The sequence below is a fragment of the Aureimonas sp. SA4125 genome, from assembly GCF_019973775.1.
Classification (GTDB): Bacteria; Pseudomonadota; Alphaproteobacteria; order Rhizobiales; family Rhizobiaceae; genus Plantimonas.
Genome location: NZ_AP025032.1, coordinates 537,170 through 553,721, shown reverse-complemented (window position 1 = coordinate 553,721; position 16,552 = coordinate 537,170). Strand labels below are relative to the sequence as shown.

12 protein-coding genes are annotated in these 16,552 nt (G+C 65.7%); 1 reads left to right on the top strand and 11 read right to left on the bottom strand.

The features are described from left to right. Window positions 1-103 precede the first annotated feature (103 nt). Window positions 104-1,393, top strand: a complete 1,290-nt coding sequence (locus tag Sa4125_RS02520) for an O-antigen ligase family protein (protein WP_224003340.1) — start codon at window positions 104-106, stop codon at window positions 1,391-1,393. Between the two features lie 141 nt (window positions 1,394-1,534). Here the strand turns inward: Sa4125_RS02520 and Sa4125_RS02515 are convergent, their stop codons facing one another. The 11 genes from Sa4125_RS02515 to Sa4125_RS02465 all read right to left on the bottom strand — a co-directional run bounded on the left by Sa4125_RS02515 (window position 1,535) and on the right by Sa4125_RS02465 (window position 16,551). Then, complete coding sequence (locus Sa4125_RS02515; protein WP_224003338.1) at window positions 1,535-2,701, bottom strand: hypothetical protein; 1,167 nt, start codon at window positions 2,699-2,701, stop codon at window positions 1,535-1,537. A 422-nt stretch (window positions 2,702-3,123) separates the two neighbouring features. Next, complete coding sequence (locus Sa4125_RS02510) at window positions 3,124-4,575, bottom strand: pectate lyase (RefSeq protein WP_224003336.1); 1,452 nt, start codon at window positions 4,573-4,575, stop codon at window positions 3,124-3,126. Window positions 4,576-4,583: 8 nt separating this feature from the next. Then, entirely contained in the window at window positions 4,584-6,722 is a 2,139-nt protein-coding gene (locus Sa4125_RS02505; protein WP_224003334.1) for a nucleoside-diphosphate sugar epimerase/dehydratase, read from the bottom strand. Window positions 6,723-6,941: 219 nt separating this feature from the next. Continuing rightward, the gene (locus Sa4125_RS02500; RefSeq protein WP_224003332.1) at window positions 6,942-7,811 is read right to left on the bottom strand and encodes a sulfotransferase; all 870 of its coding nucleotides are present in this window, start codon (window positions 7,809-7,811) and stop codon (window positions 6,942-6,944) included. Between the two features lie 17 nt (window positions 7,812-7,828). Then, window positions 7,829-9,040, bottom strand: a complete 1,212-nt coding sequence (locus tag Sa4125_RS02495) for a glycosyltransferase family 4 protein (protein ID WP_224003330.1) — start codon at window positions 9,038-9,040, stop codon at window positions 7,829-7,831. After that, window positions 9,040-10,950: a sulfate adenylyltransferase subunit CysN gene (gene cysN / locus Sa4125_RS02490; protein ID WP_224003328.1), complete on the bottom strand. Its 1,911-nt coding sequence runs from the start codon at window positions 10,948-10,950 to the stop codon at window positions 9,040-9,042. The genes Sa4125_RS02495 and cysN overlap by 1 nt, the downstream gene beginning before the upstream one ends. After that, complete coding sequence (gene cysD, locus Sa4125_RS02485; RefSeq protein ID WP_224003326.1) at window positions 10,950-11,909, bottom strand: sulfate adenylyltransferase subunit CysD; 960 nt, start codon at window positions 11,907-11,909, stop codon at window positions 10,950-10,952. The genes cysN and cysD overlap by 1 nt, the downstream gene beginning before the upstream one ends. A 15-nt stretch (window positions 11,910-11,924) precedes the next feature. Next, window positions 11,925-13,343, bottom strand: coding sequence for a lipopolysaccharide biosynthesis protein (locus Sa4125_RS02480; RefSeq protein ID WP_224003324.1), 1,419 nt, complete (start codon window positions 13,341-13,343; stop codon window positions 11,925-11,927). Between the two features lie 350 nt (window positions 13,344-13,693). Further along, window positions 13,694-14,803: a glycosyltransferase family 4 protein gene (locus tag Sa4125_RS02475; protein ID WP_224003322.1), complete on the bottom strand. Its 1,110-nt coding sequence runs from the start codon at window positions 14,801-14,803 to the stop codon at window positions 13,694-13,696. 328 nt (window positions 14,804-15,131) lie between these two features. Continuing rightward, window positions 15,132-15,515 (bottom strand): GtrA family protein, encoded by a 384-nt coding sequence (locus Sa4125_RS02470; protein WP_224003320.1) that lies wholly within the window; start codon window positions 15,513-15,515, stop codon window positions 15,132-15,134. A gap of 43 nt (window positions 15,516-15,558) precedes the next feature. Further along, complete coding sequence (locus Sa4125_RS02465; protein WP_224003318.1) at window positions 15,559-16,551, bottom strand: glycosyltransferase family 2 protein; 993 nt, start codon at window positions 16,549-16,551, stop codon at window positions 15,559-15,561. Window position 16,552 lies beyond the last annotated feature (1 nt).

Genomic DNA, 16,552 nt, shown 5'->3' with positions numbered 1-16,552 from the left:
GTGCCCGATTCGTTGTGCAAAGTCGTCATGCGCGGATCGATGGGTCGATTGCCCCCGGCATCGACCCATCGACGACCCCCAGGCGGCGATTGCAGGGCCGGCAATGGACCAGACCCCGAGATTCGACGGCCGGTACGAGGATTACCGTGCTTCCCCCGTCGCCGTCGAGCAGACCAACGATTCGAATCGTATCGAGCTGGCCCTCGCCGCGGCCGCCGTGTTCCTGGCCCCAGTCAATATCCTGCGAACCGACGCGTTCTACCTCACTGCCAGCGACGTCTTCGCGACCGTCGCGCTTCTCGCCCTCGTGATGAACCGCACGCTCACTTTCGCCTCGCTCGGTGCGGGAACGTTCCTCTGGAACACCGGCCTTGTGTTGATGGCGGGAATGCTCTTCGCGAGCAGCCTGGTTTTCGGCGATCCGACGCGCGGCGTGGTGCTGTCGGGTCAGTATCTCTTCGCCTACCTCTTGATGAGCCACGTGCTCCTCTCTCGCACTCTGCGTGAAACTGTCTTCCTTCTGAGGGTGTTCGTTGCGTCGGTCACACTCATGTGCGTTCACGGCATCTACGCCGTCGACATCTCCCTTGAAAGATACACCGCCTTCGTCAGCGGCAGCGGCAGACTGCAAGGCTTCGTCGAGCGCGAGAACGAATGTGCCGCGCTCATCGCGCTGACGGTTCCCCTGGCGCTCTGGCTCGCGGTCACCGGCAACATGAAGCCAGTCTGGCTGCTGCTCATTATTCCGCTTTTCGCCTACGCCATCATGCTAACTGGCTCCAACACGGGGCTTTTCGGCCTCCTTTACGCGGTCGCCGCCTCGGTTCTCGTTTCAGGATCGTGGCGTCAGATCTGGTTTTCGACCGGTGCGGTCGCAGTCCTCTACGGCGCGGTCCTGACATGGGGCACAGTATTTTTGCCGATCGTCTTCCAGCGCCGCGTCCTCGGCGCGCTCGAAACCGGCAGCATCGATCAGGCCGGCACCTTTACCGGTCGCTTCGAACTGGTTCTCGATGCACTGTCCATGACGAAGAACTCGATGTTTCTTGGCGTCGGCGCCGACCAGTATCGGGAGATCAGCGACTACGGTGCGCCTGTCCACAACATGTATCTGCTCGTCTGGGTCGAAGCGGGCTTTTTGGGAATGATCGGGTTCGGCCTGATGATGGTCGGGGCCCTCGTCACCGCCGCCATGGCGTTTAGGGTCCCCGGCCATCGCCCGGCCGCCGCATGTACCTTCACCTCCGTGACGCTTTTCGCGCTTCTGGTGAACGCGACGCCGCATGTCTACGGGCGCTTTCTCGTCGTATCCCTGCTGCTCGGCCTGGCCCCCAGTATCATGGCGACCCAGATCCAGACCGACCGCCTTGCGTCCCCGGGCGCTCGGCGCTGAACGCATCGCGCCGCCGGCGGGGCGGCGAAACTCGCGATGAAAGTCGTAGGCCTTTCCGGACAATGTCTTGGCGAGCGTCGACACAAGGGCCATCGCCGCGCCGGCTCGAAGTAGCTTCAGATCCGATCGACCAAACCCGCATCATTCGGGATAGCGATTCGCCAGTCTCTCCTGCGACAACCACTGCATGAAACGGTCGAAGCTTGACCAGCCGTCGTCGTCCACCCCGTCCCATGCATCGAAAATCGCCGGATTTGCACCCATGCGTGTTTCGACGGAATCCGCCATCCCGTCGAGATCGCGGTCGGCATAGGGGGTCGCGGGCACCTCCACGTCGAGATCGCCAGCGCGGTTGCGCAGTTTCCCCGAGCCGGGAGAACCGAGTGCACCAACCTCCTTCACGAAGCGCGCGTCGACAGTGTCGCGTGGGAAAGCGCCGGCATAGGCGAGGACTTCGCCGTAGGTCCTTGCGGGATCGGCAAAGGTCGGGGACTCTAGGGGACAGGCCGGCTCGGCGACAAGGACGCGGGCGGTGTCCTGCGCAACCATGCCGATTGTCTTGCCCAGAGGAGACCAGACGGCATTGTCGCTCATGTAGATCTGAGGCTGCGCCGCACTCTCGACGTCCTGCCACTTCAAGGCGAAGGTCGCAACCAGTGTCGATGGACCGGCCTTGAAGTAGTTGCCGACGACCGATGTCGTCGTACCACCTGGAAACTGGCTGAAGACCTCCATCCACTCCGACCGGGCATTGTAAAACAGGTTGTCCGTGATCTCGACGCACGATTTTTGAAAATGGTTGACGTCGGGATTGCGATCGTTGTTGGAAATACAGAGATTTCGCCAGAAGCTGATGCTTTGGGGGGCTGAAGGATCGGACCCGATGAGTGCGCATTTGCTGTGCTTGCGCAGCCCCTCTCCAAAGATGGAATAGGCGACCGTGAGCTCGCTCGTCTGGCCATGGGTGTTGAAGTTCTCGTCGGTGGCCCACGACCCCGAGACATGATCGAGGTAGACGCGCCGGCTTGCCTCCACCGTCACGGCATCGACGTTGCGGACCGAATTCGCGAAACGCGAGCGCAGACGCAAATGGCGAACGACCACGTCGCTCGTGCGTCGGATGACCAGCGGCGTGCGGTATAGATTTTCGGAGTCGGGCGAGACGGTGAGCGTGATGCCGCCGCCTGGAGCGGTCTGCCCGAGAATGGACAGATTGGCCGCGGCGGGGCCGTCGACGAGAAGAGCCCGCTCGAGCACGATGACCCCGGCCACCCGGAAGATGCAGCTTCGCGGGCCCGTCTCGAGCACGCAGGCTCGCAGGCTCCCCGGACCGGAATCGTCGAGATTGACGACGTCGATGATCCGGCCGTCGCGGCCGCCCGTCGCGCCTCGACCGAAGCCCTCCGCACCGGGAAAGGCGCCGAGGGCGTGGGCGTGCACCGGGAGCGCGGCGACGATGACGGCCGCCCGGAGCAAGGACAGAATGTAGGAATGCCGAAGCTTCGGCTCGCGGGACGCCGAAGCCGCCGAAGGCCGCATGCGCGTCGCCCCGTCGACGCGACGCAGGTCGGCACCGTCGATCGGCGCCGCCATCGAAACGTCGGAGCGACCGTCGAGCGCCCGTGCCCCCGGTGTTTCCGCTACACGTGCCGCGCAAGTGCGGCGATCGAGCCGCACGCGGATCCGAGCGTGCGGTGTTTCGGTCATACGGGCGTCGCACGGAGGATGTTTCAATTGTCCGCCTCGCTGGACAGCGTCATCAAGCGTGCCAGCACGAAGACGCCGTCGACGAAGGCCGCGCCGTCGATCCAGCCCGCATCGACCCAGCGGCCCTCCCCGTCCAGCTGGTCGGACAGGCGCTGCGCCTCGGCGGCCAACTCCTCGCGGTCCATCGCGTCCGCCCGGTTGACCCAGAAGCCGGTGGGCGCAGGGTTGCCGCCGCGCCGGGAGGTGCGAAGCCGGTCGAACACGCGCGGGATGCCGAAGTCGCTCCGCAGCGTGTAGTGATCCGGAAGTTTCTGATCGTCGTACGTGATCTTGTAGTCGGGATCGACGTAAAGCGGCCGGTCGGACCTCAGCTCGTAGAACCGTGCCCAAGGGCCGTCGGGAAGGCGCACGGAATCCAGCCATTCCGCGGCAGCGGCCGCGGTTTCCAGGTAACGCGCCTTGCTGGTCTGTTCGTGAAGCTCGACGAGATATTCGATATTGCCGGCCGTCTCGGAGGACGCCAGGGCCGGAGGCTCGAACTTTCTCCCCCAGACCGGCTGAAGGGACTGATCGTAGGTTTGGGCCCAGCCCTGCTGGGGAGCGGGCAGTTGGGCGGCGACGAGGAAATCGCCGATCTTCATCGCGGTCTGCAGGTAGGCCGGATTGCGATAGGTGCGAAAGGCGTTGAGGAACAGGCGCCCCATGTCGCGCTGGAGATTGTCGTTGGTGATGAAGTAGGGCGGCGAGTCCGGCTTCTGCCAGACGCGCGGCCACTCGGCCGGAAGGCTCGCGCGCGGCGCCACGTCCTGCTCGGCGCCGGGGGCCTTCTCCGAATAGGCGGCGGGAAAGGCGCCGTTCCGGTACTGGGCCGCCATCAGCCGTTTCAGGCCGTAATCGATGGCGGCCCGCACGTCCGGCTCGGTCGCTCCCGCCGCACGATCGAACCACATGAGGAAGTTCATCACGCTCTGCGTGTTGTTGTCGTCGAGAATGCTTTTGTTGCGATCCGGCTCGCCTTCCTTGCAGCGCTGCCCCGCGGCGATTTCCAACCGGTAACACCACCGCTGGGAACGCTCGGGGTCGGTCTCGATGGCCTGGAACCAGCCGCCGGACAGAAGCTGCGTGCGAACGAGGGCTCGCGCCACGATTCGCGCGGCGTCGAGCCACTGCGTGTCGCCCGTGACGTCGTAGATGCGCAGGAAGGCTGCACCCACCGCCGGGGTGCCCGGCGGCTGTACCCAGCCGAGAGTGGGCGAAACCTCGCCGCCCTCGCCGCGCCGGATGTTGCCGTCGACACCGTATTTCCAGACATAGGTGCCGCCCACTCCGAGATGGTCACGGAAGTAGGCACCGGCCTTCTCCAGCGTCTCGCGCGCCGTCGAGGGGGCCGGCTTGCCCTGGGCCATGCCGGCACCGACGGATGCCGAGAGGAGGACGGCGGCGGCGACGCCGCGGATGGCGGACCGCGTTCCCATGTCGCGGCTCAGGCCGCCGCCGCTTCGAGCGGGACCACGGACGCCGAGCCCTCGCCGTCGCGCCGACGGTAGCTCGGAAGAACATCCGCCAGCAGCGCCATCACGCCGTCGGCATCGCCGGCCCGTGCCAGGTGGGCAAGCTGGGCGAAGGCGCCGCGCAGCACACCCAGCGGGACCGGAGCGGGAACTGCCCTCAGCACGCCTGGCACCGGCGATCCCATCCGCTGTTCGCTGGGATCGAAGAGCTCCTCGAACAGTTTCTCGCCCGGACGGCAGCCGACGATCTCGATCTTGATGTCGGTATCCGGCCTGTAGCCCGCAAGCTTGATCATGCGCCGCGCCATATCGATGATCTTGATCGGCTCGCCCATGTCGAGAACAAAGATCTCGCCCCGTCCGAACTGCTTCTCCAGGCCGGAGGTGGACGCCTGAAGCGTCAGCTCCACCGCTTCCCTCAGCGTCATGAAGAACCGCTTCATCTCCGTGTCCGTCACGGTCAGCGGCCCGCCCCGCGCCAGTTGGCGCTTGAACAGCGGCACCAGAGACCCGCTCGACCCCAGCACGTTTCCGAACCGGACCGTCATGAAGCGCGTGCGTCTCTCCTCGGTCCCACCCGCCAGGTCGAGCGCCTGGCAATAGAGCTCGCCCAGCCGCTTGGTGGCACCCATCACGCTCGTGGCGTTCACCACCTTGTCGGTGGATATCTGGACCATCGCCTGCGCGCCGCACCGACGTGTCGCCTCGGCGACGTTCATGGTCCCGACGACGTTGGTGAGAATGCCTTCGCAAGGGTTGAGTTCGACCATCGGCACGTGCTTCAGGGCCGCCGCGTGGAACACCAGTTCCGGCTGGTGCCGATCGAAGATTTCGGCGAGGCGGCCGGCATCGCGCACATCGCAGAGGTAGGGCGCGCGCGGTACGTTCGGATGCTTCTCGGACAGTTCGAGGTCAATCGCGTAGAGGTTGAATTCGCTGCTTTCGATCAACACGATCTTGGACGGCGAGAGCGCGGCGAGTTGCAAGGCCAGCTCGCCTCCGATCGAACCGCCCGCACCCGTCACGACGATGCGACGATTCTCCACCATCCGGCGTAGCACAGCCTTGTCGAGCGCGGTCTGCGGGCGCTCCAAAAGGTCCGTCAACTCGATCGGGCGCAGGTCGAACCGGCCGGCCGCCTTGGGATCTCGAAGCTCCAGCACGGGTGCCGGCCGGGAGATGGCGATGCCCAGCCGCTCCGCCTGGTTGATGAGGGTCTCCATGACCGGATCGTTGAAACCGCCGGCCTTGTCGGTGAGGATGAGGTGCCGCGGCCGCAGCGCGCGCGTTTCCAGATCGGCGATGACGGACTCGAGCTCACTCATGGTTCCGAGAATCGGCACGCCCCGCAGGCAATAGCCTTCGGAGACCGGCGATCTCTCGAGAATGCCGACGGGCGAATGCGGGGCGGTCGCATCACGCTGAACAGCGCGCAGGTAGAGATCGGCTTCGTCTCCCGCCCCGATAAGAAGAACGGGCACCCGGTCGCCGAGACCTTCGGCCTGCGCACGGCTCCAGCGGCCGAAGCGATAGAGTTCCGGCGACGACATGGCGAGGCGAACGGTCGTCAGAAGCGGCACGAGAAGCAAAACTGCGATTACCATGACCGAGCGCGGAAACGCGTCGGCCTGGCGGGTCGCGAACATCCAGACCACGAAGACGAGTGCGGCGACGAAGACGGCCCGCGCTATGCCGAGAAGGTCGGCGACGGACGCGTATTTCCAGTTGCGCACATAGAGGCGGGTGAAGGGAAAGGTGACGGCGCAGGTTACCAGAAACCATGGCGCGGCGACGAACACGGCGTGAACGCTCTCGGTGTCCGAGGTATCGCTGTCGATGCCGAGACGGATGAGAACGGCGACGAGCACCGCGAGAGCCGCCATGCCGAGGTCGCCGGCATAGAGGAAGCGCTGGTTCAAGACGGCCGTGAACCGGCCGCGCAGGCGCCGACTGACGGCCACGTAGAGTTTGTCGCGGTCGAGATGTTTCGGCCATGGACGGGACGACGGTCCTGCGAGCAACCGCCCGACCGCGACGGCGGCATAGAGGAGAACGGCCTGCAGTCCAAGGGAGGGCCGCGTCCGGGGCGGTTCGTCCAGTCGAATGGTCATCGCAGCACCTCTGAAGTTCGCCATGCCATGGACGCGGCGATGCAGGTGAGAAGTCGTCTAGCAGATGACATGCAAAAACATGTCACCGGATCGACGCTCCGGTGAAGGTGAATGAGCCGATTAAATCGATTGGCACCAATATATCCACCACGCCATTATAAGTATATCACTAACGATCTTGGGTACGTAGGCTGGAAAGAGTCGATCGTAGTGATGAAATCAATTTGCACGCCGATTTAATTTTAAATGCGTATAAGCCTGTTCGGGACTAAGCCATTGCGACAGATCCCGTTGGACGAAATTGCCGAGGTCGGTGACATCCTCTTCGTAGAAGCCCGCGAGGCGCTGGCGCATGGTCTGCGTCATGGGCGGATAGGCGATCTCGCGGACGACCGCCCCTCGCGCCGCGTTGAACAACCGGGTGCCTCGAAGCGAGCGCATCAAGGGCTTTAGCGGCCGGACCCACTTGCGAAGGTGGGGAGGCATCATCGGTTCGGTACGATCCTTGACCTTTTGTGGTAGCGTAAGCGCCGGGCTGGTGACGGGAAGTCCGAGAAACTCGCGCAAGCGTCCGATCTGTTCGGTCGGCGCCGCGAGCATGTCCTCGTAGAAGAGAACCAGGAGCCGCTCCTTCGGGAAGAGATCGAGATAGGCCTGGAGCTGGCGGTGATAGAGCCCGCCGACAAGAGGACGCCGGCCCGGGCCTCGCCGAGGGTCGAGATGCGCCTCGATGTCGCCGTCGACGTCGCCTCGCCGATACAGCATGCAATAGTCGGAATAGGCCCGCTCGACGGGATTGCGGAGCTGCACCACGAGCTTGGCATGAGGCAGCAACTGGTAGAGCCGCATCGGGGCCGCTGGCGTGTCGAGGTAGGAGTTCGACTTCTCGCCGACGATCTCGACGCTCTCGCGGTCGGGGAACTGTTCGAGGTACCAGCGATCGCCCATCTCGTAGTTGCGACTGAAATAATGGAGTTCCGGGTTCGGCATGGAGACCGCGGGATCGCTCTGCAGCGACTTCTGTAGCCAGGTCGTCGCGCATTTGGCTGCGCCAATGATCACGAAATCGATGTCTTGCGCATGCATCATGTTGGCTCCATCGGCCGTTAGGGAAAACTGGGATTGGTGTGGATCGGCGCCGGGACCTTGCCGCCGCCGAGAATCCGCTCGTAGAGACCGGCCACCTCGCGAACATGGTCGTCGGCGTCGAAGCTGCGTCGTGCTTCGTCTCGCGCGGTGTCCGCGATCCTCGAGAACAAAGCGGGGTCGGAGAGCAGGCCGGCGATCGCGGGAACGAAGGCCGCCGGGTTTTCGGGTTCGACGAGAAAGCCCGTCCGTCCGTCGTCGATCGCCTCGGGATTTCCCCCATTGGCGGTCGCGACCACGGGTGTTCCAAGGAACATCGCCTCGATGAGCGTGCGGCCGAACGGCTCGGCGATGGCGGGAACGATGAGGATGTCGGTGGCGGCCATGAACGGCTCGACCGGTCGGCGGAACCCCATGAGGCGGATCGCCGAACCGATGCCGAGCGCCGCCGCCCGCGCCCGCACCGCCTCCTCGAAGTCGGGCCCGCCGAGTGCCGAGGCCCCGAAGAGGCATCCGACCACGGGGATTTCCGGACGATCGCAACGCAGTCGGTGGACGATGTCGACGAACAGCAGCGGGCGCTTTCGATCGACGAACACGCCGAAATAGCCGAGCACGCGCGTGTCCGGGGCGAGGCCGAGCTCCTGCAGCAGCGCGGCTTTCGCGGCCGTCCTGTCGGGCGGGCTCGCCATCTCCTCGAAAGGGCTCCGGATCACGCTGAGGCGCCGCGCCATGGGGAGCCACGGCCGCCTCGGGCGAGAAAAATGCGACACCGTGACCATGTGGTGGGCGATCAAGGGCGCGAGGCGGTTGGCGCCTCTCGCCTCCGGATCGCCGCGGTGGTGCCAGACCAGCTTCGCGCCGACGAGGCGAGCGGCCGGTCCCCAGGTCGCATGGGTGTGCCCGTCATTGGTGTGGACGACGTCAAACCGTTCGCGCTTAAGGAAACGGCGCAGATGCGGCAGGACGCGCGTCAGGTAATGTCGAAAGGCCGCCACCGGGGAAGCGTTCCGCGGCAGCGGTTCGGGTATCGGCAGGTGAACGAACGGCACGTGCTCGCGTGCCAGGAGGGCGGCGAGCGGGCCGTCATTGTGTTGAACGACGACGACGGGCGACACGCGGGCGCGATCGAATCCCGCCACGAGCCTGAGCGCCGAGATGTGACTGCCGCCAAGATCGCGCCCGGCAAAGGGAAAGCAGACCTTGATCGGAGCATTTCCCCCCACTGCCATCACGCCGACGCCGGCGCGAGGTAGCCGCCGTCCTTCAGATATCGCACCACCCTGTCGACCGCCTCCTCGGCGCTCAACCTGGGCGTGAGGCGGATGTCGGGGTCCAAAGGCGGCTCGTAGGGACTGTCGATACCGGTGAAGTTGAGGATCTGGCCGCTGCGCGCGCGCCGGTAGAGGCCTTTGGGATCACGCTTTTCGGCGACGGCGAGCGGCGTGTCGACGAAGATCTCGACGAACTCGCGGTTCCCCAGGAGGTCGCGGGCCATCCTCCGTTCCGCACGAAACGGCGAGATGAAGGAGACCATCGTGATGAGCCCGGCATCGAGAAACAGCTTTGCCGTCTCGGCGACGCGGCGGATGTTCTCGACCCGGTCCACCTCGGTGAAACCGAGGTCGCGGTTGAGCCCGTGCCGGACGTTGTCGCCGTCGAGGATGTAGGTGTGGTGGCCGAGCGCGTTGAGGCGCTTTTCCGTGAGGTTGGCGATGGTGGACTTCCCCGCGCCGGACAGGCCGGTGAACCACAGCGCCACCGGCTTCTGTCCCTTCAGCGCTGCGCGCGACGTCTTGTCGACGTCGAGGGCCTGCCAGTGGATGTTGTTGGCGCGCCGGAGCCCGAAGGCGATCATCCCGGCGCCGACGGTCAGGTTGCTCAGGCGGTCGATAACGATGAAGGCCCCGGTCTGTCGGATGACGTCGTAGGGATCGAAGGCGACCGGCTCCTGGGTCTTCACGTTGACGAAACCGATTTCGTTCAGCCCCAGCGTCTTCGTCGCGAGGTGCTTCAGCGTGTCCACGTCGACCCTGTGCTTGATCTCGGTGACGGTGGCGGCGACCGTCTGGGCTCCGAGCTTGATGAGATAGGGTCGTCCGGGAATCAGCGCATCGGCGTTCATCCAGATGACATGGGCGGCGAACTGATCGGAGACGTCCGGCCGTTCCGCCGCGGCGGCGAGCACGTCGCCCCGCGACGCGTCGATCTCGTCTTCCAGCGTCAGCGTCACCGCGTCGCCGGCGCCGGCGGAAGAGAGAGCTCCGTCATAGGTGAGGATCGAGCGCACGCGGCTCGTCACGCCCGAGCGGGCGACCACCAGGCGATCGCCCGGATGGAGCGTGCCGGCGGCGATCGTTCCGCACAGCCCCCGGAACGACTGATCGGGCCGGTTGACCCGTTGCACCGGCATGCGGAACGGCCGCGTGTCCTCGCCGACCTCGGTGTCCACCGCTTCGAGATGCTCGAGCAGCGTCGGCCCGGCATACCAGGGCGTATGGTCGCTTCGGGTCATGACGTTGTCGCCGAGGCGCGCCGACAAGGGGATTGGCTGAAGCGAGGCGAATCCGAACTCCGCCGCGAATTCGCGATACTCGGTGGCGATCGCCTCGAACCGCTCCTCCTCGAATCCGACGAGATCGATCTTGTTGACCGCGAGCACCAGATGGCGAATGCCGAGCAGCGAGGCGATGAAGGAATGGCGGCGCGTCTGGGTGAGGATGCCCTTGCGCGCGTCGATGACGAGGACGGCAAGATCCGCCGTCGAGGCGCCCGTCGCCATGTTGCGCGTGTACTGTTCGTGGCCGGGCGTGTCCGCGACGATGAACTTGCGTCCCGGCGTCGCGAAGAAGCGGTAGGCGACGTCGATCGTGATGCCCTGCTCGCGCTCGGCGGCAAGGCCGTCGACGAGAAGGGCGAAGTCGAGATCGCTCGCCTCCCGGCCGCGCTGGCGACTGTCCCGCCCGAGCTTTGCGAGGTGGTCGCTCGCCACCAGCCCGGCGTCGTAGATCAGCCGCCCGATCAGCGTCGACTTTCCGTCGTCCACGCTGCCGCAGGTCAGGAAACGCAGCATGTTTCGGCGCCCGCGGCGGCCGGATTTGGCCCGCCGCACCGGGGGGGCGATCTCGCTGAGAGCGCTCATCAGAAATATCCCTCGCGCTTTTTGGCCTCCATGGAGACGGACTCGTCATGGTCGATCAGGCGGCCGACGCGCTCGGACGTGCCGGCGCGCGCGGTCTCCTCGACGACGGCCCGCACGCTCCTCGCGGCGCTCTCGACCGCGGCCGAGAGCGGGTAGCAGCCGAGCGTGCGGAACCGCACGCTCCGCAGCTTCGGCCTCTCGCCGGGGCGAAGGGGCAAGCGCTCGTCGTCCGCCATGATCCACTGTCCGCCGCGCTCGACGACCGGACGCCGGGCCGCCAGATAGAGCGAAACGATCGGGATGCGCTCGGCCAGGATGTATTGCCAGACGTCGCCCTCGGTCCAGTTGGACAACGGAAAGACGCGCATGGACTCCTCGGGTTTCACGCGCGCGTTGTAGAGGTTCCACAGTTCCGGCCGCTGGCTCTTGGGGTCCCAGCCATGGCTGGTGGAGCGGAACGAGAAGACACGCTCTTTCGCCCTGCTCTTTTCCTCGTCCCGCCGGGCGCCGCCGAAGGCCGCGTCGAAACCATGAGCGGTGAGCGCGGCCTTCAAAGGCTCGGTCTTCATGATCTGCGTGTAGAGCGATATGCCGTGGCTGAAGGGACCGACGCCCTGGCGCAGCGCCTCCTCGTTGCGGTGGACGATGAGGTCGAGACCGAGCCTGGCCGCCGTTTCGTCGCGGAAACGGATCATTTCGGAAAATTTCCAGCTCGTATCGATGTGAAGCAGCGGAAACGGCAGCGGCGAGGGATGGAACGCCTTCCGCGCCAGATGCAGCATCACCGAGGAATCCTTGCCGATCGAATAGAGCATCACCGGGCGACGGCACTCGGCGACGACCTCTCGCATCACGTGGATCGCTTCGGCCTCGAGCCTCCGCAGGTGCGGAGACAGGGTCGCGACGCGGGTCTGCAGCCGATCGCGTTCGGAGACGGCCGTCAGATTGGCGTGTTGCATCGGGGCACCTCGCGGCTAGAAGCTCTTGGACGGAAGGAGGTCATCGTCGACCCGGCGAAGGGAGGCGAAGGGCGGATTGGAAGGAGGCCGGTGGCTGCGCAACGCCCGTCGGAGCGAGACGGCGAGACCGGCGGTCCACAGCAGACCGAAAAGGACATGGGCGATGTTGCCCCCGATCGGTCCGAGGACCGGAACGGACAGGACGAGGAAGGCATGGAAGGTCGCGGTGGCGACCACGACCGAAACCAGCACCTCGCGCTGGCGACCCATCGCCAGGAGCGCGACGCGCGCCGCCGAACCCGAAAGCACGAAGACCACCGCCACCATCTGCACGAGGATCAGCGGGCCGGCGGCCAGGAAGTCGGGTCCCGCCGTCCAGAGCAGCAGGGGCTGGACGAGCATCGCGACGGCGCCGAGGGCGAAGAGCCCGAACACCATGAGGAAGGCCTCGACCTGGACGACGACCCGCCGGAATTCGCCGACGTCCCCCTTTGCCCAGAGCCGCGTGACGTCCGGATAGAGCACCGCCTGGACCTGCGATCCCGCTTTGTGGCCGAGCGAACCGATGCGCTTGGCGAGGTGGTAGAGACCGGCCGAAGCGGGGTCGGTGAGCGCACCCACCAAGAGCGTGTCGAAGTGCTGGGAACTCGACCAGAGCGTGAGGGAGAGATTGGCAGACCACGCGAAGCCCCAGATCCCGGGAAACCGCGTCGTCACGCCACGGACAGGGGCGGACAGGAGCCCCTCGATGCCCATTCCCCGGAGGGTGCGGAACGCCAGGACCTGCGTCGTCAAGGCTCCCAGGATCTGCGTGCCCGCCCAAACCGCAGCGAAGTAGCCGAGGCCGGCCGAATAGAAGAAGCCGACGAGGCAGAGCGTCACGCGCAGGGCGAGATTGACGAGCTGCCCATAGGCGAGCAGCCGGAATTTCCCGGCCATGCGCTGCACCGCGGTCGGGGTGCCGGAGAGCTGGAACAGGAGAACGCCGGAATAGAGCACCAGCAGCGACGTCGTATCGGCGGACCATCCGAAGAGGCTGGAGGCGAGAAGACCGCATACGACCGCCACCGCGAAGGCGCAGACCGCGGCGCCGAGATCGAGCAGCAGTCCGAACTTCAGGAGCATGCGCAGGTCGTCGCGATGCTCCGGGCCCTGCAGCTCCGCCCCGTAGCGGATAATGGGCTGCCAGGACTGGAAGCTGACGATCCGTTCCACGGCGGCGACGAAGGTGTAGACGAGGACGAGACGGCCGAATTGGTCGGGGCCGAGGGAACGGGCCGTGAGCGCGAAGCCGGCGAGCCCGAGAAGCGAGCCGAGGAGATTGCCGGTGAGCAGATGGGCGACGCTGCCAAGGCGCGCCCGATGACCCCCGATGTGGCGCAAGGGGCGGAACGCACGGCGCAGCAGCGTCATGGCAAGGTTTTTATCGGGCAAGGTGGTCGCTTCTCACGGAACCAGCAGATTGGAAGATCACTGTCCCGTGACGGCGAGGGAGCCGCCAGACGCCCGTTCGGCGCTCGCTGCGCCAAAATTGCATCCGGTGGGGCCATTCGCACCCTGGAGGGGGAGTGACCCTACCCCGTTGGCGGTAGAGGACCGACATTCGGGGAACCGTTTACGCCTCACGACGCCGGAGTTTCTGAGAACGATGGTCGGAATGGTTGCGCCGTCTGCGGCGTTCGCTCGCCTGCAGTGGTGCGGCCTCGTGCCGATTCCGAGCTGCGACAAGCTCGGGCGGAGGCGACACGTTCCGGCGGGCAGCGGTGCGGCAGGCACCGGTATAGTCACCGCGAATGTGGACTGTGATCGAGCGCCTCGTAGGCGACGGCGTCCCACTGGTCTACCATGCGGCGCGGGGTGAACTGGCGGGCGGTCGTGCCGGCGGCTTGCCCGAGCCGGGCACGCAAGTGCTCGTCGCCCAGCACGCGTGCCAGCGCTTTGGCCAGGGCGCTGACGTCGTTCGGCGCGACGAGGAGGCCGTTTTTCTGGTCCTCGATCATCTCGCGCGGGCCGAAGTCGCAGTCGAAGGAGACGACTGGGAGATCGGCCGCCATGGCCTCGAGGAGGACGATGCCCCAGCCCTCGAAGCGCGAGGACAGGACGAAGACGTCGGCCGTCTCGACCCAGGCCCCGGGCCTCGGCGTGACGCCCGGAAATTCCACCCGGCAGTCGAGCCCGAGGCGGCTCCGCTCGGCCTCAAGCGCGGCGCGCTCCTCGCCCTCCCCCCAGATCACCAGTCGCCATTCCGGAAAATCGGCGCTGATCTCGGCGAAAGCCCGGAGCAGCATGTCGAAGCCCTTTTGCGGTACGAGCCGTCCGACCGCCGTCAGGATGTTGGCGCCACGCCGCCTCTCGCCGTCCGTCGGCAGCTCGACCGCATTGGCGATAACCCAACTGCGTCGGAACGTCCCGGCGGGGAAAAGAGCGAGCGATTCCCGTGTCATGGTGACGAGGCCGAAGGCGCGGGGATAAAGCCTGGCGCGCATCCAGTTCCAGATATAGCCGACGTCCTGGAGGGCGGAATTGTTGCGCTCGGAGACGACGACCTTCATGCCGAGGCCGCTCGCGGCGATGAGCGACGTCACGTTGGTTCGGGTCAGGAAGCTGAAGACGATGTCGGGCCGGATGTCCTGAAACGCTCGACGCAGGTGGCGGACGCGCCGAGCCGTCGCCAGAACCGCCCAAAGCGCCGATTGCCGACTCGGCGGCAGGGCGAGGTTGCGGATCTCGACGCTCGGATGGAAACGGTAGTAGGGCGCGGCCGAAGCCGGCTCGAACGTCACCACCGTCACCGCCCAGCCGCGCGGGACCCACTCGTTGGCCAGAACATTGACGACACGCTCCGTACCGCCGGCCTGAAGGCCTGTCAGCACGATGCAGATGCGCCGGGACACGCGAGCCGCGACGACGTGCGCGGCCGCTTCGAACGACTCCGATTTCAGATCGACCTCCCCTTGGGTTCCAAGTGCTCACGGAACCTTCAGGAGCCTTCGATGGTGTGTCGGCGCAGGCAAGCTGTACATTCGGGGTATGGCGCCGTTCCGGCCTACCAACATGGGCGTGGACGAAAGGCCGTTGCGGCCAACCCTGGCGGCCTGGGGGGGGCGTTCGGGCGGAACGGCAGCGCCGCGTGCCCGGAAGCGCAAGGGACCACCGTTCGGTGTGTCCGCTGCGCCGGAAGTCGTTGGAAAGCAGAGGGGTCTGTCTCGCGAAATACGGCGCTTATCCCGGCGGGGGAAGCGTGTCGGATCCGCGAGGGAAGACCCAAAGCCGCGCCGCTCCGAAGTTCCAGAGGAAGACCAACGGCACGGTCGCGATCTTTGCGGCCACCGGGGCCAAGACCGTGGAAAAGGCGGCAAGAAGCGCCATGCTGATCGCGAGCCCTGCAAGGGTGGACACGACAAATTTCGCAGCCTTCCGTCGCGAGCTGGGAGACTCGAACGTCCAGCGCGAATTTAGCGAGTAGCTGAGAGCGATGCCGCAGGAATAGGATATCAGATTTGCAAGACCGGGCATCGTTCCGGCTGCCACGAGACCGCCGAACAGGGCAAGGTCGAGAAGGGTGGTGACGAGCCCGACGCCTGCGAAGCGAAGCATCGTGTTCATGGCGGCAGCCGCGCTCACGCCGCCTCGCTGTCACGACGTCCCATCAGGCGGCCACCCGCTTTTGACGGTCTGCCGGCTTGTCGCCGAGATGTCCTTCGTTCAGCACCTCCTCGAAGAGGACGATCGGCCGGCGCTTCGATTGCATGAACAGCCGCCCGATATATTCGCCGAGGACACCGAGGAACAGGGCGTTCAGCGTCATCGACAGGAGGAGGAGCATGGTGGTCGTGGCAAAGCCCCGAGGCCAGGCCTGGCCGAACAGCAGGAAGCCGGCGAGATAGAACAGGATGAAGCACGAGGTGACGCTTCCCGCTACGAGGCTGATCCAGGAGGCCAAACGCAGCGGCACCAGCGAATGGTTCAGCAGCGCATCGACCCCAAGTCCCACCATCGCGCCATACCGAAACTTGCTCTCCCCTGCCACTCGCTGCTGCCGGTCGTACTCGAAGCCGATCTGACGGAAGCCCATCGTGCTGATGAGGCCGCGCAGATAGGGCGTCGTATCCTCGACATGTCGCAGCTCGTCGAGAATGCGACGGTCCACGAGCCTGAACTCGCCCGCGTTGGGCGGCAGGTCGTCTTGGCTGAGGGCGTCGAGGAGCCGATAGAAGAGGCGCCGCATCAAGGCGACATGCCAGGGGTCCTGAAGCGAGCGGCGGACGCCGTAGACCACGTGATAGCCGTTTCGCCAGAGGCGAAGCATCTCCGGGATGTGGCTTGGAGGGTCCTGCAGATCGCAATCGATCTGCACCGAGCAGTCGCCACTAGCCGCCTTGTAAGCAGCAAGGAGAGAGCGCTCGTAGCCGACGTTGCGGCTGAAGCGGATGACGCAAACCCGCTCGTCGTCTCGCGCGATCTCCTTGAGGAGCTCGAAGGTGAGGTCGGTGGAATGATTGTCGGTGAAGAGGATCTGAAGCTCGTATCCCGGCAGGCGGTCGAACACCTCGGTGATCGCCTGATAGGCGCGGTTGACGTTGCCCTCTTCGTTGAAGACCGGGACAAGCACGGACACCTTGAACGGTTTGGCGCCGAGCATG

Excerpts from the sequence above, each read along its gene's own strand:
- Sa4125_RS02520 (WP_224003340.1), top strand. The coding sequence starts at position 104 with ATGGACCAGACCCCGAGATTCGACGGCCGGTACGAGGATTACCGTGCT.
- Sa4125_RS02510 (WP_224003336.1), bottom strand. The coding sequence starts at position 4,575 with ATGGGAACGCGGTCCGCCATCCGCGGCGTCGCCGCCGCCGTCCTCCTC.
- Sa4125_RS02505 (WP_224003334.1), bottom strand. The coding sequence starts at position 6,722 with ATGACCATTCGACTGGACGAACCGCCCCGGACGCGGCCCTCCCTTGGA.
- Sa4125_RS02500 (WP_224003332.1), bottom strand. The coding sequence starts at position 7,811 with ATGATGCATGCGCAAGACATCGATTTCGTGATCATTGGCGCAGCCAAA.
- Sa4125_RS02495 (WP_224003330.1), bottom strand. The coding sequence starts at position 9,040 with ATGGCAGTGGGGGGAAATGCTCCGATCAAGGTCTGCTTTCCCTTTGCC.
- cysN (WP_224003328.1), bottom strand. The coding sequence starts at position 10,950 with ATGAGCGCTCTCAGCGAGATCGCCCCCCCGGTGCGGCGGGCCAAATCC.
- cysD (WP_224003326.1), bottom strand. The coding sequence starts at position 11,909 with ATGCAACACGCCAATCTGACGGCCGTCTCCGAACGCGATCGGCTGCAG.
- Sa4125_RS02470 (WP_224003320.1), bottom strand. The coding sequence starts at position 15,515 with ATGAACACGATGCTTCGCTTCGCAGGCGTCGGGCTCGTCACCACCCTT.
- Sa4125_RS02465 (WP_224003318.1), bottom strand. The coding sequence starts at position 16,551 with ATGCTCGGCGCCAAACCGTTCAAGGTGTCCGTGCTTGTCCCGGTCTTC.